This is a genomic window from Kosakonia sp. S57 (genome assembly GCF_016516575.1).
In the GTDB taxonomy this organism is placed as follows: Bacteria; Pseudomonadota; Gammaproteobacteria; order Enterobacterales; family Enterobacteriaceae; genus Kosakonia; species Kosakonia cowanii.
In genome coordinates, this window is record NZ_JACVUL010000009.1 from 81,674 (window position 1) to 102,248 (window position 20,575).

The following is a 20,575-nucleotide window of genomic DNA, read 5'->3' on the forward strand; positions in this document are numbered from 1 at the left end:
TCGAGAATGCTGTTGTGAGGCGATTTGATAAGTGGGCAGGGGGAATCCAGAAATGCCTGTCTGTTTAAACAGACAGGCATAAGAGACTTACAGCTCTGACGGCCAGTTATCCAGCACTCACTGGCGAACCGCTTCCGGATACCCCTGCTCAAAGGACGCATGCAGATGGCGGGTGGTCTGCAGCGTATCAAACACCACTTTTGCCCCAAGACATGTCACGTACTCCTCCTCTTCATAGCACTGCGGCAGGCGGATTACGCGCTGATCGTCAAACACCACGCGGCGGCCAACCGGGTGGACGCGGGTTGAGAGGACCCACACCACTTCGCGAAGGTTGGTCGGATCAAAATCATCATCCACCACGTAGACCTTCGGAATAAACACCATCGCGTCGGTCTTAAACAACACCTCGCCTATGCGCTGGGCCAGGGCTTCGCTGGTAACGCCCGGCAGGAGTTCGCGCCAGTTCTGCGGTACAACCACAAGCAGCCAGTGGACGGTCGAGTCTTCCGGGATCCAGGCGGTGACAATCGGCAGCTTCGCGTCGCGCAGATACGTCAAAGCATCGGCGGCCAACCCCATCGCCCACAGGGTATGCGACTCATCGGTCGGGCGGCCGGTGATCGACATCGGCCAGATCGGATCGTCCCGGTGGGTAATGGTCTCGACGTGGAAGGTCGGCTGGGCAGAAGAACCATTGCCAAGATAGCCGCCGTACTCGCCGTACGGGCCTTCCTGACAGTCGCGATTGATGGAGACATGGCCTTCAATCACGATCTCTGCCGTGGCAGGCACGTCCAGATCGATACTGACCGCCTTTACCACCGGCACCGGCTCGCCCGCTAGGGTGCCGATGTAATCCACCTCGTCAGCGTGGGCCGGGATCGGAATGCCGGAAACGCAGGAGATCGCCGGAGCCGGGCCCTGCACCAGGGCGTAAGGCATCGGCTGGCCGAGCTTAACCCACTCAGTCCAGATCTGGCCGATATGCTGGCTCGGGACAATCAGCCCCACCATCCGTTTGCCGTCGACCTTCATAACGCGGGCGATGGACCAGTTCACCCATTTTCCGTCCGGCGTTTTGACGATCAGCGTGCCCCAGGTGTTGGCATAACGACCGCCATCCTTGTCGTGGGCAAAGGGGATCGGGAAGCGATCGAGGTTCGCCTCTTCACCGCGCAGGATGTTCTGATGACACAGGGCATCCGTAGAAGCCACCCGTACCGGGGGAATGCCGGGCTTATGACGCGCCGCCGACAACGCTTCGACGATCTGCGGCCCGGTGGACGCCGGGGCCAGGCCGAGGGACATCGCCACGCGGGCATAAGGTATATCCTGACGGAAGGAGAGGCTGGCCGGGGCACCGAACAGACGGAAACCGGGGGCTACGCCTGCCACCTTATGGAACAGCGGGGCAGGGGACTGGATCTCATAGCTGCGGCGGGTAATGGCGCTTGGCTCAAAATCACCGTCCACTTCGCGGGTCACGTGCATGATGTCACCCATGGCGTCGAGGGCATCGATATAACTGCGTAAATCACCGTAATAGTTCATCAGGCTCTCCTTAAGCCGTAGGAGTGGAGTGAGGTTCACCCCAGCGTTTCGTTAAAGCGTTATCCAGGCCGAACTGATCCAGAATGCGCGACACAAAGTGGTTGATGATGTTGTCAGTGCTTGTGGGGTTGTTATAGAAGGCGGGCATCGGAGGCAGCATCATGGCCCCGGCGTGGGTGATGGCGAGCATGTTCTCCAGGTGGATGGTGTTGAGTGGCGATTCACGCGGCACCAGCACCAGCTTGCGCTGCTCTTTCAGGGTCACGTCGGCGGCGCGGGCAATGAGGCCATCGGCGTAGCCGCAGCGGATGGCGGCGAGGGTTTTCATGCTGCACGGCACTACAATCATGCCGTCGACGCGAAAGGAGCCGCTGGAGATGGCCGCCGCCTGATCGTGCTCACTGTAAGTCTTCGAGGCGAGCGCAATAACCTCCTGTACACTGTAGGGCGTTTCCAGTTGAATGATGGCGCGCGCCCATTTGGAGACGATCAGATGCGTTTCGACGTCCAGATCCTTCAGCGCGGCCAGTAAACGAACGCCAATTGCAGCGCCAGTAGCGCCAGTCATGCCTACAACAAGCTTCATGCGGTTCTCTGAATGTATTCTTTCATGTATAGTTTAAGTGCAAACTGTTTTTACTCGAACTATATGTTTGTCGTTTTCAGGAGTCAAGAAAGTCGATGGCAGAAAATCGTGACTTAATCCTTGCCGCGCCCCTGTGGCCGTACGGCGATTGTTCATTAATGCACCTGATGCGCCGCGCAGGGCAGCATTCCACCACCTGCTGGAGCCAGTGCGTCGATACCGGGTTATCTGCCGTGCAGTACGCCATACTGGTAGTGCTGGCTGAAGAAACAACCTGCAACCAGCAAACGCTGGGAAGCCGCGCCGGATTTGATAAAGCCACCGGTACTTACGTGATCGACCGGATGACCAAAAGCGGGTTACTGACGGTAGAGACCGATCCCGCCAACCGCCGCCGCAAGCTGGTCTCCATGACTGCAGAGGGCGAGGTGATGCTGGCCCGGATGATTGAGCAGGCCAAAAGCGCCGAGAAGATGATTACCGCTGGTCTGAATACCCAGGATATCGCTGACCTGAAGCGTCTGCTGAGCAAGCTGGGGGGATTGCAGGAGCCTGATGACTATGCCTCCAACGAAATTGCCTGACCGTGAACCGAAGCCCGATCTGACTATCGGCTTTCTGCTGATGAAGCACTTTACGCTGGCCTCGGTGGCGGGGCTGGTGGAGTCCCTGCGCTTTGCGGCGGACGAGTCCTTTTCCAGCCGGCAGATCTTCTGCCGCTGGGAGTGGATGACATGCGATGATCAGCCGATTACCGCCAGTTGCGGCCTGCCGGTGTCGCCCACCGCAAAGCTCGATTTCTCGAAAGAGTGGGATTACTTCGTGGTCGCGGGCGGGCTGCTGGAAGAGACCCGGCATTCGCCGGAGTGGCTGTTGCAGGCCCTGCGGAACTTGCATGCCTGTAATATCCCGATCATTACCCTGTGCAGCGGGGCCTTTGTCGCCGGTAACGCCGGGCTGCTGGACGGTCGCCACTGCGCGATCCACTTCACCACCCGGGACGAGTTCCGGCTGCGTTTCCCGAAAGCCATTCCGGTGATCGATAAAACCTACATCAAGGACGGCGGGATTATCTCCTGTCCAGGCGGGACGGCGATTGACCTGGCTGCGGATCTGATTCGCCAGCACTGTGGGCTGGTGCGCTCGCAAAAGGTGCTGAAATATCTGCTGGTGGATGAGATGCCCACGCCGAAAACGAAGCATAAAGCGTCGCTCAGCGAACCCGACGTCTACGAGAATCCGCTGGTCACCAGGGTTATTGAGTTTATGAAGCACCATCTCGATTCGCCAGTGCCGCTGGCGGAGGTGGCAGAGTTTGCCGGGGTGACCTTCCGCCAGCTCAATCTGATCTTTACCCGGTGTACCGGCCACTCGGCGGCGGTGTATTGGCGGCGGATGCGCCTTGAGCAGGCTCGCAAGCTGATGGCCGACTCCAGTAACAGCATTAACGCCATTGCCACCGCCACCGGTTTTGCGGATGCCTCGCACCTAATCGCCTGGTTCCGTAAACAGTACGGAGAAACCCCCAGCTCGTTCAGAAAGCGGCGCAGGGAAGTGGAGAAACTGGTGAAAGAGTAAAGGGCCACACGGCAAAAGTGCAGGCCCAGTTTTTTAGGCCGGATAAGCGCATCGCCACCCGGCAAAACAGCTCTCTACAGCATATGACGCTTTGCCATCGACCCTGGCGCACTTGCTTTCTGTGACGAGGTATCATCCAGCGAAGCCGCATCGGCCAGGCTGCGGGTGTTGGTTTCCGGTGCCAGCCACCAGGAGACGGCTAAGCCCACAAAGGTGATCGCCGCGGCGATATACATGGTGGTGCCGATCCCCAGGCTCTGCAGCGAGGCGGGCACCAGCCAGGTCCCGACCGCGGCGCCAATGCGCGACAACGAGGTCCCCACGCCAACCGCACCGGCACGGATCTCCGTCGGGAAGATCTCGTTCGGATAGACCAACTGCAGCACCTGAGCCCCGCCGATGAACAGCGCGTATGCACCAAACATCAGCAAAATGATCATTGACGGACCGTCACGCAGCAGGCCCAGCAGCAGCAGCGCCAGTCCTGACCAGAGAAAGCTTTGCAGCAGCAGCTTGCGGCGGCCCAGGGTGTTCACCAGCCGGGTGGCGATAATGCAGCCGACCACGAACAACAACGTGATGGCAACCGAACCGTAGGAGGCCCACCTACCGCTCAGGTGCAGGGCATCCAGCACTTTCGGCGCAAAGGCATACACCGCAAACACCGGGATCACTGAGCAGGTCCAGAAGATGCTCACGAACGCCATGCGTTTGCCGTAACCCGAGTGCAGCAGGTTGTAGAAGGAGAGGTTTTTGCTTTCTGCCTGCTCCGGCAGGTTGCCCAGGCCAAAGTCAGGGCCATAAACCTTGCGAATGATCGCTTCTGCTTCGGCGTGACGGCCTTTGCTGATCAGCCAGCGCGGGGATTCAGGGGTGCCCATACGTACCAAAAACAGCAGAGCACCAATTACCGCAGTGCTCGCCAGGGTTAGGCGCCAGGCATCCGGGCTGCCAAAGTGCAGCAGCGCTTCGCCGAACATATAGGCTGCGGCGGCACCGGCAAACCACAGGATGGTGAGGGTAGCAAGGCATGGCCCGCGGTTTTTCTTCGGCAGAAACTCCACCAGGAAGGCGGTCGCCACCGGGTACTCAATGCCCACCGCCATGCCGTTTAGAAAGCGCAGGACAAACAGCATCTCGCCGCTTTGCACCCAGTATTGCGCCACGGAACAGACTACAAACAGCGTTGGGCCGACGAAATAGAGCATCCGTCTGCCCAGCCGGTCAGTGAGTGCGCCGCCGATAAAGCCGCCAAAGAAGATGCCGATCAGCGCCGAGGCGGCTATCAGACCCTCCCAGAATGCTGTCAGTCCCAGAGCCGGGGAGACCTTAATCATTGCGATGCCTATAATGCTCAGCACATAGCCATCAACGAAGGAGCCACCACCGGAGCGAACGGTCAGCAGCCGGTGAAAGCGGTTGAGTGGTACGTCTTCAACAGAAACGGTATTTGACATGGTAACTCCTGTCTTCCCCGATATCGTTGAATTAATGGGCTACAGCAGGAATAAACATAATTAGCGATGAATGTTTATTCAGGCCGAGCGAAGCCGCTCTCCATTAATCAAACGATTAAGGAATAAATATAGGTCTAAGAAGGTTCAAGCGTTAAATAAGAGTGTGCTTTATTTCGCGTGATTCATGGCAAATACTCCTCCGCTGCAGGATGGTCGGATAAGATGTTATTTATATTTATTATGTTGTTACTGTGTCTGTTATTTTTAAGACGCTTCGTCAGATAATCGTTTGACGGCAACCGTGCGCGTCGACCACCAGCAGACCAGTGATCCGAGGCTGACCATCGCTGTGCCCTGCCAGAAGGCCAGGGTCAGGTGCGAATCCAGCATAAAGGCAGCCAGCACCGCTGAGATGATCGGAATAAAGTACGACACCGCCGCCAGCACCGTAACGTTGCCGTGCAGGATCCCGACGTTCCAAGCGGCATAGCCAAAGCCCATCGCTATTGCCGCCAGTATCAGGCTGATCCATGCGTGCCACGACAGAGTAAATCCCGGCTGGGGCGAGGTGAGATATTTCACCCACAGCGTCAGCGCCGTTAAGATAAAGAACAACGTGATACCGTTATTTCCCTGAGCGATACGTTGGGTAACCACGCAATAAATAGCCCAGATCACCGCCCCGCTGAATGCCAGCCCGTAACTTAACGGATTATCCATAACGTTATTCATCATCTCCGTCAGCGAAAATCCACCGTCGCCGCCTAATACCCGGCCTATTCCTACGATGGCTAAAATCACCCCGGGAATAATTAACGGACTGGTTTTCTGCCGGTTAACGATCACCGCCAGTAAAATGGTCATGCTCGGCCAGAGATAATTCACCATCCCCACTTCAATCGCCTGACGCCCGGTATGGGTAAAGCCCAGCGACAGCGACAGGCACAGCTCATAGCAAACGAACAGCACGCTGCCGATGATGAGATAGCTCAGCGGGAACTTTTGGATCTTCGGAAAGCCGATGGTAAGCAGCAGCAGCACCGCGCTACAGGAATAGATCAACGCCGCCCCGCCCACCGGGCCAAAGCCTTCGCTCACGCTTTTGATCAGGCCGACAATCGCGCTCCAGAGCAGGATGGCGATCAGGCCGATGAGTGTCGCTTTCTTATGGGGCATACCTTGTACCTCTGTTTACATTCTGGTCACGTTCCGGGCTTCCGGTGTGCCGCTTTGTTAAATTCTGGTTAACTGCAGCATTAAAACTATGCTGCCGGAAAGGCACTGTAAATACGTATCAGCGGGTGATAATTCGTTAATGTGATCGCTATCGGAAATCATATAGAAAATTACTACGACAAAATAATGCATTTATTTTGTTGATTTTTAAGTTTTATTTTTTTCAAGTTTGTCAAAATCTTCTGTTGATACGTATTTAATTTGTATTTTTCGTGTATACAAAAAATATTCACTCATTGACCTTTTACCTCCCCTGTGCAAATTTTTAACAAACGCAGTGCATCAGGCTTGCGTAGCAGACTGTGATGGTCGTGAATTCCCCCTGGAGGTTATCGTGTTGACATTTGAAGGTATCTACACACCGGCAATTACCCCTTACGCAGCCGATGGCAGCATTGATTTTGCGCGCTTTTCCGACGTGCTGGAGTCGCTGATCGAGGCCCGCGTTCACGGTATTATCATCGGTGGCTCTACCGGCGAATACTACGCCCAGAGCCCGGAAGAGCGTAAAGCGCTGGTAGAACACGCCCGCCAGGTGATTGGCACCCGCCTGCCGCTGATTGTCGGCACCGGCGCAATTCGTACCGAAGATGCGGTGGACTACGCCAAACATGCCCGTGAGCATAAAGCCGATGCCATCCTGGTAACCTCGCCGCCGTACGCCCTGCCGACCGAGCAGGAAAACGCTCATCACGCGCTGACCGTGGATAAAGCCGCCCAGCTGCCGATCATGCTCTACAACTACCCGGGCCGCATGGGTATCACCATGGGCGAGACCTACTTTCGCGAAGTGAGCCGCTCGTCGAACGTGGTCGCCATCAAAGAGAGCTCCGGCGATTTCAACAATCTGCACCTGCTGGCCTGCAAGTTCCCGGACATTGCGCTCTCCTGCGGCTGGGACGATCAGGCTCTCGAGTTCTTCGCCTGGGGCGCGCAAAGCTGGGTCTGCGCCGGTTCCAACTTTATCCCGCATGAGCACGTGGCGCTGTATGAAGCCTGCGTGGTGGAGAAAGACTTTGCCAAAGGCCGCAAGATCATGGCTGCGATGATGCCGCTGATGAACTACCTTGACGGCGGCAAGTTCGTGCAGTCGATCCGTTACGGCTGCGAGCTGAACGGTCTGACCTCAGGCACGGTGCGTGCGCCGCTGCAGGATCTGAATGAAGAAGAGAAAGCGCAGCTGAAAGCGGTGATTGCCGATGTGAAACGCAACGTCGCTGCGGCGCTGTAAGGAGGCGATATGAGTCAGCTGCATACCCTGGATGACGTAACGGCCATCGCCCGGGAGCTCTCCCTAGCGAGCCAGGCCTTTATCAACGGACGCTTCGTGGCCGCGCAATCCAGCAAAACGCTGCCAACAACAAATCCGGCCACCGGGGAAATCCTCGGCCACATTGCCGCCTGCGACATCACCGACGTCAACGCGGCGGTGGCGGGGGCGCGCAGCGCCTTCGAGGCCGGAAGCTGGAGCAAGCGGGCGCTGGGCGAACGCAAGGCGGTACTGCTGAAACTGGCGGCGCTGATGGAGCAGGAGATCGACCAGCTGGCAGTGCTGGAGAGCCTCGACAGCGGCAAACCGGTGAGCGAATGTCTGGCGGTAGACGTGCCGGAAACCATCCACGTGCTGAAGTGGCACGCGGAAGCCATCGACAAACTTTATGACCACACCGCCCCGGTCGGTAACGGCGCGATGGCGCTGGTAGTGCGCGAGCCGATTGGTGTAGTGGGCTGCGTCCTGCCGTGGAACTTCCCGCTGCTGATGCTGGCCTGGAAAATTGGCCCGGCGCTGGCGGCTGGCTGCTCGGTCATCGTCAAACCGGCGGAGCAGACCTCGCTCACCGCGCTGCGCGTCGCAGAGTTGGCCTTTGAGGCAGGCATCCCGGCGGGCGTGCTGAATATCGTCACCGGCACCGGCAAAGCTGTCGGAGAACCGATTGGCCTGCACCCAGATATCGACATGGTGAGCTTTACCGGCTCCACCGCTACCGGACGGCGCTTCCTGCACTATGCGGCAGAGTCCAACCTCAAGAAGGTAGTGCTGGAGTGCGGCGGTAAAAACCCGGCTGTCGTCTTTGACGATGCGGGGGATCTGGCGGCCGTGGCTGGCCACGTGCTAAACGGCGCATTCTGGAATATGGGCGAGAACTGTTCCGCCACCTCGCGCCTGCTGGTGCAGGAAAATGTCAAAGAGGCGCTGCTGGCCGAGATGGCAAAACAGATCGGCGACTGGCCGATGGGCAACCCACTCGATCCCAACAACCGACTGGGGGCGATGGTCTCGACGGAGCATTTCAGCAAGGTGAGCGGCTATCTCGACACCGCCCGCCAGGAGGGGCTGCGGATGGTGCAGGGCGGCGATACTGAGCAGGGCGTTTATGTCCAGCCGACCATTATCAAAGGCGTGACGCCGGAGAGCGCGCTGTTCCGGGAGGAGATCTTCGGCCCGGTGCTGTGCGTCACCACCTTTAAAACCGAAGCCGAGGCCATTGCGCTGGCCAACGATACAGAATACGGTCTGACCGCGTCGGTCTACACCAGCAGGCTGACCCGGGCCATTCGCGTCTCGCGCGCCATTCGTGCCGGTACGGTGACGGTGAACTGCTTCGGGGAAGGTGACGCCACCACGCCGTTTGGTGGCTACAAGCAGTCGGGCTTTGGCGGGCGCGATAAATCTGTATTCGCCCTCGACCAGTACACCGAACTGAAGACTCTCTGGATTGATCTTTCTGAAGACGACGCCTGAAGCCGTTTTTAACGGTCTGGAAGAGAGAATCCATTTCTATTTCTGTCTTCTGGTGGCGGTTGGCCTGTCGAGAAAGGAGGGACGCATTGGCTCAAACCGCCAGAAAAATGCCTTTATTATGAAGTGGCTAAAAATGCCGGGCAAATGCGGTCATTTCGCCAGGTTGCCAACAGTGAAATTGCCTGGCTGCGTGGGGAGATCCTGCGTCATCCACCGGACCGGGATCCGGAGCCCCTCCTGAGGCTGATTTATCAGACTGCCATAGAGCTGATTTATCAGACTGCCATAGAAATGCGCAGAGCATGACTGGCGTGGCTGATAATTTTGCTGTTGCACATCTTTATCTGTAGGTTAAGCAACATCATAGTTGGGCATCACAGATCGACTTTCAGGAGGCGTCAATGAGAACGGGAAAGGTAGCGCTGTATGAGGATCTCAAGCGCCATATTCTGACCATGGAGCTGGATCCAGACGAGCTGCTGGATGAAGCCGCGCTGACAGCACAGTACGGTCTCTCCCGTACGCCGGTGCGAGAAGTGTTCCAGCGTCTGGCGGGAGAAGGTTATCTCGAAATTGTGGAAAAACGTGGCGTGCGGGTGATCCCGATGAGCCACTCCACGCTGCGCAATTTCTTCCTGGTGGCACCGATGATCTACGCCGCCACCGGACGCCTTGCGGTGCAGCATTACAAACCGGCGCAGCTAAAAGCGCTGAAAGAGACCCAAAAGCGATTTCGTAAGGCAGTGCAGTCCCGGGACGCCGAGGCGCTGGCGCTGGAGAACAACCGTTTTCACGAGATCATGGGCGAGATGGCGTCCAACCCCTATCTGCAGCCGAGCCTGGGACGTTTGCTGATCGACCACTGTCGTATCGGGCACACATTCTTCCGGCCGCAAAACGAGGATATGGAGCTCCGGCTGCAACTGGCTGCGGATCATCACGACGCCTTTATCGTTGCCATTGAGGCGCGTGACGAACAGGCGGTGGTCGATCTGGTGTTTGAGCACTGGGAACTGTCGCGTGAAAACATGGAAATATTCATCGCGCCGCAGGGGCTGAAAGCCGATAACTTCGCGCAGTTCCCCGAGAGCGGTAGCCGCTGAGCCTCTCTTTTTAAAGCCTGCTGGCGTCCGCTGGCAGGCTCATTTCTCCGTTCTCTTTTCTTCTCAAACGCCTTTCTGCGTCGGACTTCATACGCCTTTTTTATCATTCTTGTAACTATTTATACACTTCATGTATACATGGGATATACATCACATATTCATTTTCTCATGGTGACTAACATTATTCTCACGATCGTTGCCGGATCTTGGGGTGACGTGACGAGAACATAATCAGAGCTTACCGGAGTAACCAACTTGCAAAAGATCACTTCTCTTCCTGCTGACGACGCCCTGCCGGGTTGGTATCACACCAGTCAACCGCGTATCCCGCGTCCTGCCCATGTGGGGCAAAAGCATGCCCGCTGGGCGATAGTCGGTGCCGGGTTAACCGGGCTGGCCGCGGCTCGCCAGCTGGCGCTGAACTTCCCGGATGATGAGGTGGTGCTGATTGAGGCGCAGGACGTGGGTTACGGCTCTTCCGGGCGCAACGCCGGTTTCGCCATTGATGTCCCGCACGATATCGGAGCAAAGGACTATATCGGCGACGTGACCACCGCCAATTTGATCCTCAAGCTTAACACCCTCGGGCAGAACTATCTGCGTGAGATCGTGAAGCAGCACGGTATCGAGTGCCAGATGACCGATTCCGGTAAATACCAGGCCGCGGTGGGGGAGAAGGGGATCGCTATCTTGGAGGCCTACCGCAGCGGGTTGGAGAAAATTGGCCGTCACGCGGAGATGATCTCAGGGAAGGATCTGCCGGACCATATCGGCACTTCCTACTATCAGCAGGCGCTCTACATTCCGGGCACCATTCTGCTCCAGCCATCGGCGCTGGTGAAAGGGCTTGCGGATAGCCTGCCCTCTAACGTGACGCTGTATGAAAACACGCCGATTACCTCTATAGACTATGGCAACAAAGTGACGCTAGTGCATGCTCAGGGTAGTATCACCGCCGACACGCTGATCCTGGCCAATAACGCCTTTGCCGCTCATTTTGGCTTTCTGCGTGGCAGCCTGCTGCCGACCTTCCTCTATGGCAGCCTGACCCGTCCCCTGACCGCCGCCGAGCAGGCGCAGCTCGGCGGCAAGCCGGTATGGGGGGTTATTCCGGCGCATCCGTTTGGCAGCACCGTGCGCCGCACGGTCGATAACCGCATCCTGATGCGCAACAGCTTTAGCTTCCATCCTGACGGTCGTCCGCGTGAAAAACAGCTGGAGCACAATATCAATACCCATCGCAAATCTTTCGAGCGCCGTTTCCCGATGCTGAGCAAGGTCGATTTCGAATACTCCTGGAGCGGAGCCATCTGCCTGTCGGATAATCACGAAGGCTTCTTTGGTCAACTGGCACCAAACGTCTATGGCGCGCTGTGCTGTAACGGTCTGGGGATCACCCGCGGCACCGCCACCGGCAAACTGCTGGCGAATATGATCGCCGGGGAGCGCAACGAGCTGATCGATTTCCTCGTCGCCTCGCCGGGCCCAAACAGAACCCCGCCGGAGCCGTTCCTGTCAATTGGGGTGAACTCGGTGCTGAAGTGGGGCCAGTTCCGCGCCGGACTTGAGGTGTAGCATTCCGTGAAAACGCCTGATGGCGCTGCGCTTATCAGGCCTATGGGTTTCCGGGTCAGATAAGCGCAGCGCCACCCGGCACTCTTACTGAATGCCTTATAGCCCAATATCGCTAAGATTCGGGTGGTCGCTAGACGGCTACCCAGCGGCCAGTGATAGAGTTGCTCGGATTCCTTGCTTGGCGTGCAGCTTGTTTTAAGGCTGTTTGTGTGCTTCAGTGGCTTCGATCTAACTGTCCTGTAACTGAGCCCATAACAATTCTGCACCTGACAAATCACATCACCACGAGTTTGTTAAATATGTTATACCTACGCCGGACGCCGGACGCCGGACGCCGGACGCCGAGTGGCCCTGCGATCGCCGGGCATACCATTGGCGCCGGCATCGTGCTGGTAACGACAACATTAGAGCGTTTGAGCAGTTGCCTTGCCTCACGCCGGGAGGCTGGATTAACTGACCGCTGACAAAATGCGTGACAATGACAGTCCGTTTTGTGCCAGGAGCGGACGTAGAGGACGTCCTGCTTATTCCTGTTCAACAACCAAGCCGTTGAGCAGGAATAAGCAGGCATAAAATCCTAACTCCAGACCTAATTAGCGCTGAAATATTAGTAGAATGGCCTAAAATATCTTATAAAACTGCAGCTTATAGCCTGTGTTCAATATCCATAAGGACGATAATGAAATCCTTTAGCTTGCCAGAGATTTACCGTTCAACAAATTTAAACACCATTGGGATGTGGGATACTAATGCTGAAATCGGGGAAATTAGAGAGAAACACTACTACGACCCGATAAAACTCGCTCTGGCAACAGGCATAAAACCGCGTATGCCATTTTCGGTGTCGCAGCTAATTGATGAATTGAACGAGCTCACAAAGGGCGATCCACTCGCCGACATCCAGCCAGCACACAGTTTTCATTTCACCTTCTTACCACTGACTCTTCCACTTTATAAGGCAAACGAGCGATTGCCCTCGAAAGTGGATCAGTTGAAAAATATCTGGTCTGGGTATCATTCGAAAGAGATTGTGATCAGGCACCTTCGTTTAATCGCTTTGCCCAGCCAGTTGTTACTGGCGGGTATCCCAGATGAGCCAGCGATAGCCAGGCGTCAATCATTCTGCGAGAAAATTCTGGAGTCTAACTGGAAAGATGAGTTGCTGATGCGTCACGGCAGCAGTCCATTACCGGCACCATTCTGGCACAGTACGATCCTGCGCTACAGCGCTGCTTTTATGCCCGCAACGTTGCGTGAGTTTTTTTTGAAACGTCAGGAAATTGATTACGGGGATGTCTTCGGAGAATTGACATTAGCAAGGATAAGTTATAACTGGGAAAAATTTTATCCATTAGAGATTTAATATTGGCAATGTAGATACATGCCGGATGCAATTGACGTGTTCCTCAGTTTAAGCGGGCGAGTTTAGGTCCGCTCCTCGCTCTCAGCGGACCATTAGCTCAGTAAGCCCTGTCCGCATTTAGCCAGAAGGATTTTAAGCGATACTAAGTCGTTTGTAAGTCATTTAGAGGTTTTTCCAGTCAGGCAGTTTATTGGCCTTTTTGCGCCACCAGTGAAACGCTGCCGTCATTACGCCACACAGAATCCCACCGAAGAGACTTCTGAATATCGCCGAGGAAGGTTGAACGCCCATACCTTGCCAAACGAAAAACCACATAACGAGTCCCCATACAAGACCAAATCCGAGTCCCATAATAAACGTTACTTGCCAGAATGAAGCGAAAGGTAATGGTGGGATTTTTAGTCCTAACTTCCATAATGCAAGCAACAGAGGAGGAGCATAGTTGCTGCGCCACATGTTTTTACTTTCCATAATGGCAAATGCCCGTTTCTTTTTTCGCTCAAAACTCATCTTGTTCTCCCTGAATCACACATTAGCCTATTTGTGGGACCTCAATTATGATTCCCCGCATTCAAATCTGAATTATGACGTGCAGAATTCACTTGGTATCATAACTCAAAAGAGACTGCCTATGTCCGCTGTTCCCTCACAGCAGACCTTGAGATCATTTGGCTTGCCCACTCTGTGCAATTCTGAAATATCAAGACTTAGCAGGGTGTTTTTAAGGTAATAAAAACAGATTCAAAATATCGTTTTTGACGTTTTGAGGTCGGATAGGATTAAAGACACACCTTAACGTAACTTTTTAGATAATCGACCTCAAACTCCGGAAGTCCCTGTAGTGCAAAATGCTCGATATCCAGACTGCCCCTAAAGGCACCTGCTATATCCGAAATCAGGCTATGCCTGATTTATTCCTTCTTGCGCCGCAAGCAGTAACGTATTCAGCAATACATCGGCGCCGTTTACTGCCCACTGCGGCAAAATATTTTCCGCTTCGTTATGGCTGATGCCTTTCTCACAGGGGATGAAAATCATCGCCGTTGGTGCAATCCGGTTGAGATAACAGGCATCATGCCCCGCGCCGGAGACCATTGGGCGCTGGCTATAGCCCAGTCGCGCCGTGGCGTTGCGGATACGCTTCAGGCAGCCCTCATCGAAGTGCATCGGCGCATAATCAAAAATCCGCTCAAGCGCGACATCCAGTTTTCGCGCCGCCAGCTGCGCCACCGCTTGTTGCAGCCTGGCCTCCATCTGCGCCAGCTGTGCGGCTTCAGGATGGCGAAACTCGACGCTGCAGAACACCTCGCCTGGCACCACATTGCGTGAGTTGGGCGTCAGCTGCGCCAGTCCAATGGTGGCGCGGCCGTCCGGCGTGAAATCTTGGCCGATGCGTTCCACCGCTAGCGCCAGTTCGGCAAAACCGCACAGCGCATCGCGGCGGCTGCTCATCGGCGTGGTGCCTGCGTGTGCCGCGAAACCGCGAATAGTCACTTCAAACCAGCGCTGTCCCATCGCCGCATGCACCACGCCAATATCGATATTCTCCTCTTCGAGAATCGGCCCCTGCTCAATATGCAGTTCATAACAGGCGTGCAGCGGTTGCGGCTGTGCCGGACGTTCGCCCTGCCAGCCAATTGCCGTCAGCGCTTGTTGTACGCTGACACCGTCGGCATCAGTGCGCGCCAGTGCATACGTCTTACTAAAGACCCCCGCCCAGACGCCAGACGCCAGCATCGCCGGGGCGAAGCGTGCGCCTTCTTCATTGGTCCAGTTGACTAGCAACAGATCGCGCTCGGTCTCAATGCCGTGGTCGTTGAGCGTGCGTAGCACTTCCAGCCCGGCCAGCACGCCATAAATACCGTCATAGTTGCCGCCCAGCGGCTGGGAATCCGCATGGGAGCCGGTCAACACCGGCGGCAGCTCCGGGTTTCTGCCCGCACGGCGGATAAACATGTTGCCCAGTTCATCACTTTCACAGCTGAAACCCGCGTCGAGCGCCCAGCCGCGCAGCGCGTCGCGTCCCTGCTTATCCTCCGCGCTCAGTGCCAGCCGGGTGACACCGCCGCCGGGCGTGGCGCCGAAAGCGGCAAAGGTTTCCAGCGTCTGCCACAGCCTGGCAGCATTCACCTGCAACGGCACGCTCATTTCCCACTCCCCGCTTTAACCCGATAGCGGAAGTCACAGCGCCGTTCGCCGGACATAATGGTAGTGGTGCGCGTCAGCTCGACGTCTGGCGCATAACCGACGATAAACTTATCGTCGCGTGCGCATGAGAGAAGGTGACCAATTTCGCCCAACCCCATTTCGTGGTACATCTCGGCATAGCGGCATCGCGTCACATCATAGTTGTACTGCTGCTCATCACTGTCGATCACCTGCACATCCAGCGCGTTGTCTTTTTCCCACAAATACTGCAGTTCGACAAAACTGCGCAGATTCGCTTTCTGCGGCTCTTTTGCCGCGAATTCCCGCCCGGCCCGCACTGCTGCTTGCTCAATCGCTTCGCCAATCATTTCCTGAGCACGGGCTTTACCCAGCTCGCGCACCAGAATGTCGTAAATAGGCTTGATGATTTCCGCTTCGATTTTACGTCGCGCCAGAATCCCAAGCTCTTGTTGTTTACCACAGCTCATTGCATTGCCTCTGAAGTTACTTCGCGTTGCCACCGACGATGGTTTGCGGCTGCCATTTGCCATCGACCACTTTGTAGACGGTAAATGACGGATTTTTCAGGTTACCTTCGTTATCAAAGGCGATATCACCGGTGACGCCGGAGTAGTTGATGCTGCGCAGTACCGGCAGATAGACGCTGGCGTCAGTGGAGTCCGCTTTCTCAATCGCGGCAATCAGTACACGGGTGGCGTCATAGGCGAACGGCGCATGCAGTTCGATGTGGGTGTGGTAACGCGCCTGGTAGCTCTGCTCAAACGCTTTACCGCCTGGCATCTGATCAATCGCCAGGCCTGGTTCGAGTGCTACCACGCCTTCACCTTCTTTTTGCGCCAGCGTCAGGAAGGTCTGGCTGACAAAGCCACCCGCGCCCATCAGCGTCGCCTTGATCCCCAGCTGTTTGATGCGGCGTGCCAGCGGAGCGGCCTGGCTGTCCACGCCGCCAAAGAAAATCAGATCGGCGTTTTTGCTGCGGATCGCGGTCAGCACGGCGCTAAAGTCGACGGTTTTATCATCCACGTACTGGCGATCGACAATCTCTACGCCCTGCGCTTTCAGTGACTTCACGAACTCATCCGCCAGCCCCTGGCCAAAGGCGGTGCGGTCGTCGATCACCGCGATGCGTTTCGCCTGCAGCGTTTTCACAGCGTACTGGCCTGCGTAGTTGCCGCCATCATCGTCGTGACCCATTACACGAAAGCTGGTATCAAAGCCCTGGCGGGTATAATCGTGGCCGGTTGCCACAGGGGCGACCTGGGCGATACCGGCATCGTGGTAAATGCGCGCCGCCGGAATACTTGTGCCGGTGTTCCAGTGACCGACCACCCCGGCCACGCCGCTGTCCTCCAGGCGCTGTGCGACGGCAACCGCAGTGCGTGGGTCAGACTGGTCATCTTCTGACTGCAGTTTAAACACGACTTCTTTGCCGCCAATTTTCGGATGCTGTTTGTTCACATCGTCAATCGCCAGCTGAGCGCCGTTTTCCAGATCCTTGCCGATACGCGCGGAAGGGCCGGTCAGAGGGCCGGCCAGACCAATTAGTATCGTCTCCTGCGCCTGGGCGCAAGAGGTGGCGGTCAGTCCGGCCAGCAGCAGTGCGGCGCTCAGTGCCTTTAATGGCATGGTTTTCATTATTATTTCTCATGGTGTTGTGTTGGTGGTGAATTGGGCAATTCGCCCAGATAAATCTGTTGAATACTGTTATCCGCCAGCAATTCGGCGGAGCTGCCACGATGGACGATAGCGCCGCTGTCCATTACCCAGGCGCTGTCGGTAACTTCCAGCGCCAGCCGGGCGTTCTGTTCAATCAGCAGCAGGGTGACGCCCGCATCGCGCAGTGAGTCGATCACCTGAAAAATGGTTTCCACCATAATTGGCGCCAGTCCCATCGACGGCTCGTCGAGAATCAGCAGTCTGGGCTGGCTCAGCAGCGCGCGGCTCAGCGCCAGCAGTTGCTGTTCACCGCCAGAGAGTAATCCGGCTAACTGGTGCTGGCGTTCGGCCAGTCGCGGAAAGCGTGCCAGCAGCCCGGCGGTTTCCTGCTTCACTGCCGTACTATCGCGACGCGCCCAGGCGCCCATCTGTAAGTTCTCCAGCACCGTCATACGGGCAAACACGCCACGTCCTTCAGGTACCAGCACGATGCCATCGCGCAGCAGATCGTCCGGGCGACGGCCGCGCAGGGTGCGGCCGCGCCACAGGATGTCGCCGCTAAAAGGCTGCAGCCCGCTGATGGCGCGCACCGTGGAGCTTTTGCCTGCGCCATTGGCGCCAACCAGCGTGCCGTGTTCGCCTTCCTGCAATGCGAAATCAATCCCGTGCACTGCCTGGATGCCGCCATAGTGAACGCTGAGATTTTGTATCTGCAGGAGATCAGCCACGGGATTGTCCTCCCAGCCAGGCGCGGATCACTTCAGGGTGCTTGCGCACCATTTCCGGGTTGCCGGACGCGATCACTTTCCCGTAATTCAGCACCGACAGACGGTCACACAGGTTCATCATCAGTTTCACGTCATGCTCAATAATCAGGAGAGTTCTGCCGTCATCACGAATGCGACGCAGCAGATCGCCGAGCGCCACTTTTTCCGCCGCGTTCATTCCGGCGGCGGGTTCATCCAGCGCCAGCAGCTTCGGGTCGGTCGCCAGCGCGCGGGCTATCTCCAGACGGCGTTGATGGCCGTAAGCCAGGTCGCTCGCGCGGTAATTGGCGAAGCGTGCAATACCGGTGTACTCGAGCCAGTGCCACGCCAGTTCACGCGTTTGCGCCTCTTCGGCGCGCGCGCGTTCGTGGCGCGTCAGTGCGGCCCATAAACCGTTACGCGTGCGCACATGGCGGCCAATCATCACGTTTTCCAGTACGCTCATTTCGCCAAACAAGCGCAGGTTCTGAAAGGTGCGGGCGATACCTGACTGAGTGACTTTTTCGATAGCGCGTGGCGAGTAAGGTTTGCCGTCCAGCGCGAATTCACCGCGATCCGCCTGATACAGTCCGGTAATCAGGTTGAAGCATGTGGTTTTGCCCGCGCCGTTAGGACCAATCAGGCCGTAGATCTCATGCGGGTTCACCGTCAGCGAGACATCATCCACAGCGGTGACGCCGCCAAACCGTTTGTGCAGGTTACGTATGCTGAGCAGGCTCATACTTTCACCCCCTGATGCTTCACCGGCCACAGGCCGCCGGGACGGAACAGCATCACCAGCACCAGCGCGAGGCCATAGAACAGCTGACGCAATATTTCAGGATCGATCAGCACGCTGCCAAACAGCGCCTGCTGCAACGGTGCGGCCTGGCTGCGCAGCAACTCCGGCAGCGCCGACAGCAGCACCGCGCCGAGAATCACGCCCGGCACATGGCCGATACCGCCCAGCACCACCATCGCCAGCACCACAATCGATTCCTGCAGGGTAAAGGATTCCGGCGAGACAAAGCCCTGGAAGGAAGCGAACAGCACGCCCGCGACGCCGCCAAAAGAGGCACCCATGGCAAAGGCCAGCAGTTTGTAGTTGCGCACGTTGATGCCCATCGCGCGCGCCACGTCTTCGTCATCACGAATGGCATGCCAGGCGCGGCCGACGCGTGAATTTTGCAGGCGCACACAGATAAAAATGATGGCGACAATCAACAGTGCGAACAGGTAGTACCACAGGTAGAGCGCTGGCACTTTGATGCCGAAAATGTGGAACATACCGCTAAATTTCACGCCAAACAGCGACAGGGTATCGACGCCGGAAATCCCTTTCGCGCCGTTGGTGATATTCACAGGACGATCGAGGTTACGCATCAGGATGCGAATAATTTCGCCAAAACCGAGGGTGACGATTGCCAGATAATCCCCACGCAGGCGCAGAGTTGGCGCACCCAGCAGGATGCCGCAGACGCCAGCCACCAGGGCGGCGAGCGGGAGCAGCAATAAATACGAGGTATGCAGGCCCGCCGGCAACAGACTGTTCAGCGCCGGAAACGCCTCCAGCAGATGCGGCGACGCCAGCAGTGCAGCGAGATACGCACCGACGGCGTAAAAGGCGATAAACCCCATATCCAGCAGGCCGGTAAAGCCCACCACAATATTGAGCCCCAGCGCCAGCATGATATACAGCAGGGTGAAGTCGATGACGCGCACCCAGTAATTGCCGCCCGCCGCCGAGGCCAGCCACGGCGCGAGGATCAGCCCGGCGGTCAGCAGGATAATGCCGCTGTTCAGGCGGCGTACCGGTGCCCGGGCCAGTAAGTTTGTCATCGTCATGCTGTGTCCTCAGGCCCGTTGCGCCACGCGTTCGCCCAGCAACCCCGCCGGACGGAATACCAGCACCAGAATCAGCACCATAAAGGCGAAAACATCCTGGTAATTACTGCCAAATACACCGCCGGTGAGTTCCCCGAGATAACCCGCACCCAGCGATTCAATCAGCCCCAGCAAAATGCCTCCGAGCATGGCGCCGCGCAGGTTGCCAATGCCACCCAACACCGCCGCGGTAAAGGCTTTAATGCCGGGCAAAAAGCCCATCGAGAAGCTGGCGCTGCCGTAGTTACTGGCCATCATCACCCCCGCCAGCGCGGCAAACACGCCGCCAATGGCGAAGGTCAGGGTAATAATGCGATTTGGGTTAACACCCATCAGACTGGCGACCTGCGGATTCTCCGCCACGGCGCGCATACCGCGCCCCAGGCGACTAAACTCTACCAGCAGCCACAAGCCCGCCATCGCCACAAAGGCGACCATCAGCGTCACAATGCCAGTGACGGTAATAATCGACGGAGGATGTTCAATACTACCTGCAGTGATGGCGATCGGCTCCATCGGCAGTACCTGCGGAAACATCAGTGGATTACGGCTCCAGATCACCATCGCCACGGTCTGCAGCAGCACTGAAACGCCAATTCCGCTGATTAGCGGTGCGAGGCGCGGCGCATGACGCAGGCGACGATAGGCAAAGCGTTCGATCGCCATCGCCAGCAGGGCACATACTGCCATGGACAGCAGCAGCGCCAGCCCCAACTGTGCCAGCGGGTTAAGTGCCGGAAAATGGTGGACGAGCATATGCATCCCGGAAAGGGTCGTGAGCGCGCCAACCATAAGAATATCGCCGTGAGCGAAGTTAATAATGCGCAGGATGCCGTACACCATGGTGTAGCCGAGCGCTATCAGGCCATAAATGCTGCCAAGCATCAGGCCGTTAATGACTTGCTGAATGAGTGTATCCACAGAT

The 20,575-nt window shown here is 56.9% G+C and carries 19 protein-coding genes; 7 read left to right on the forward strand and 12 right to left on the reverse strand.

The genetic code is table 11. The features are described from left to right. Nucleotides 1–117: 117 nt before the first annotated feature. Together IAE48_RS10855 and IAE48_RS10860 are read right to left on the reverse strand one after the other, a co-directional pair. The gene (locus IAE48_RS10855; protein WP_200134347.1) at nucleotides 118–1,554 is read right to left on the reverse strand and encodes a UbiD family decarboxylase; all 1,437 of its coding nucleotides are present in this window, start codon (nucleotides 1,552–1,554) and stop codon (nucleotides 118–120) included. Nucleotides 1,555–1,564: 10 nt separating this feature from the next. Further along, nucleotides 1,565–2,140 (reverse strand): UbiX family flavin prenyltransferase, encoded by a 576-nt coding sequence (locus IAE48_RS10860; RefSeq protein WP_200134348.1) that lies wholly within the window; start codon nucleotides 2,138–2,140, stop codon nucleotides 1,565–1,567. Between the two features lie 95 nt (nucleotides 2,141–2,235). Here IAE48_RS10860 and IAE48_RS10865 point away from each other — a divergent pair, with 95 nt between their 5' ends. Continuing rightward, nucleotides 2,236–2,724 (forward strand): MarR family winged helix-turn-helix transcriptional regulator, encoded by a 489-nt coding sequence (locus IAE48_RS10865; protein ID WP_200134349.1) that lies wholly within the window; start codon nucleotides 2,236–2,238, stop codon nucleotides 2,722–2,724. Continuing rightward, nucleotides 2,696–3,718, forward strand: coding sequence for a GlxA family transcriptional regulator (locus IAE48_RS10870; RefSeq protein WP_233631547.1), 1,023 nt, complete (start codon nucleotides 2,696–2,698; stop codon nucleotides 3,716–3,718). The genes IAE48_RS10865 and IAE48_RS10870 overlap by 29 nt, the downstream gene beginning before the upstream one ends. Before the next feature lie 74 nt (nucleotides 3,719–3,792). On the opposite strand, the gene IAE48_RS10875 is transcribed toward IAE48_RS10870, so the two are convergent. Then, nucleotides 3,793–5,175: an MFS transporter gene (locus IAE48_RS10875; RefSeq protein WP_200134350.1), complete on the reverse strand. Its 1,383-nt coding sequence runs from the start codon at nucleotides 5,173–5,175 to the stop codon at nucleotides 3,793–3,795. A 264-nt stretch (nucleotides 5,176–5,439) separates the two neighbouring features. After that, nucleotides 5,440–6,351: an aromatic amino acid DMT transporter YddG gene (gene yddG / locus IAE48_RS10880; RefSeq protein WP_200134351.1), complete on the reverse strand. Its 912-nt coding sequence runs from the start codon at nucleotides 6,349–6,351 to the stop codon at nucleotides 5,440–5,442. 394 nt (nucleotides 6,352–6,745) lie between these two features. Here yddG and IAE48_RS10885 point away from each other — a divergent pair, with 394 nt between their 5' ends. From IAE48_RS10885 to IAE48_RS10905, 5 genes are all read left to right on the forward strand, one after another. Further along, nucleotides 6,746–7,642, forward strand: a complete 897-nt coding sequence (locus IAE48_RS10885; RefSeq protein ID WP_200134352.1) for a dihydrodipicolinate synthase family protein — start codon at nucleotides 6,746–6,748, stop codon at nucleotides 7,640–7,642. Between the two features lie 9 nt (nucleotides 7,643–7,651). After that, complete coding sequence (locus tag IAE48_RS10890) at nucleotides 7,652–9,154, forward strand: aldehyde dehydrogenase (protein ID WP_200134353.1); 1,503 nt, start codon at nucleotides 7,652–7,654, stop codon at nucleotides 9,152–9,154. A 401-nt stretch (nucleotides 9,155–9,555) separates the two neighbouring features. Next, nucleotides 9,556–10,257, forward strand: a complete 702-nt coding sequence (locus tag IAE48_RS10895) for a GntR family transcriptional regulator (protein WP_200134354.1) — start codon at nucleotides 9,556–9,558, stop codon at nucleotides 10,255–10,257. A 255-nt stretch (nucleotides 10,258–10,512) separates the two neighbouring features. After that, nucleotides 10,513–11,832 carry an FAD-binding oxidoreductase gene (locus IAE48_RS10900; protein WP_200134355.1) on the forward strand — a complete coding sequence of 440 codons (1,320 nt, stop codon included), beginning with the start codon at nucleotides 10,513–10,515 and terminating at the stop codon, nucleotides 11,830–11,832. A 679-nt stretch (nucleotides 11,833–12,511) separates the two neighbouring features. After that, nucleotides 12,512–13,195 (forward strand): hypothetical protein, encoded by a 684-nt coding sequence (locus tag IAE48_RS10905; protein WP_200134356.1) that lies wholly within the window; start codon nucleotides 12,512–12,514, stop codon nucleotides 13,193–13,195. A 162-nt stretch (nucleotides 13,196–13,357) separates the two neighbouring features. Here IAE48_RS10905 and IAE48_RS10910 read toward each other — a convergent pair whose 3' ends face one another. From IAE48_RS10910 to IAE48_RS10945, 8 genes are all read right to left on the reverse strand, one after another. After that, nucleotides 13,358–13,705, reverse strand: coding sequence for a DUF6404 family protein (locus tag IAE48_RS10910; RefSeq protein ID WP_200134357.1), 348 nt, complete (start codon nucleotides 13,703–13,705; stop codon nucleotides 13,358–13,360). A gap of 390 nt (nucleotides 13,706–14,095) precedes the next feature. Further along, entirely contained in the window at nucleotides 14,096–15,343 is a 1,248-nt protein-coding gene (locus IAE48_RS10915; RefSeq protein WP_200134358.1) for a Zn-dependent hydrolase, read from the reverse strand. Next, entirely contained in the window at nucleotides 15,340–15,831 is a 492-nt protein-coding gene (locus IAE48_RS10920; protein ID WP_200134359.1) for an L-2-amino-thiazoline-4-carboxylic acid hydrolase, read from the reverse strand. The genes IAE48_RS10915 and IAE48_RS10920 overlap by 4 nt, the downstream gene beginning before the upstream one ends. A 16-nt stretch (nucleotides 15,832–15,847) precedes the next feature. Beyond that, nucleotides 15,848–16,999 carry a branched-chain amino acid ABC transporter substrate-binding protein gene (locus IAE48_RS10925; protein WP_200134360.1) on the reverse strand — a complete coding sequence of 384 codons (1,152 nt, stop codon included), beginning with the start codon at nucleotides 16,997–16,999 and terminating at the stop codon, nucleotides 15,848–15,850. Between the two features lie 2 nt (nucleotides 17,000–17,001). Continuing rightward, on the reverse strand, nucleotides 17,002–17,748 hold the full coding sequence (locus tag IAE48_RS10930; RefSeq protein WP_200134361.1) for an ABC transporter ATP-binding protein: 747 nt from the start codon (nucleotides 17,746–17,748) through the stop codon (nucleotides 17,002–17,004). After that, nucleotides 17,741–18,508, reverse strand: coding sequence for an ABC transporter ATP-binding protein (locus IAE48_RS10935; protein ID WP_200134362.1), 768 nt, complete (start codon nucleotides 18,506–18,508; stop codon nucleotides 17,741–17,743). The genes IAE48_RS10930 and IAE48_RS10935 overlap by 8 nt, the downstream gene beginning before the upstream one ends. Next, the gene (locus IAE48_RS10940; RefSeq protein WP_370569011.1) at nucleotides 18,505–19,611 is read right to left on the reverse strand and encodes a branched-chain amino acid ABC transporter permease; all 1,107 of its coding nucleotides are present in this window, start codon (nucleotides 19,609–19,611) and stop codon (nucleotides 18,505–18,507) included. Before IAE48_RS10940 ends, IAE48_RS10935 begins: the two co-directional genes overlap by 4 nt. A 9-nt stretch (nucleotides 19,612–19,620) precedes the next feature. After that, a complete protein-coding gene (locus IAE48_RS10945) occupies nucleotides 19,621–20,571 on the reverse strand; it encodes a branched-chain amino acid ABC transporter permease (RefSeq protein ID WP_370569012.1) in 951 nt (316 codons plus the stop codon). Nucleotides 20,572–20,575 lie beyond the last annotated feature (4 nt).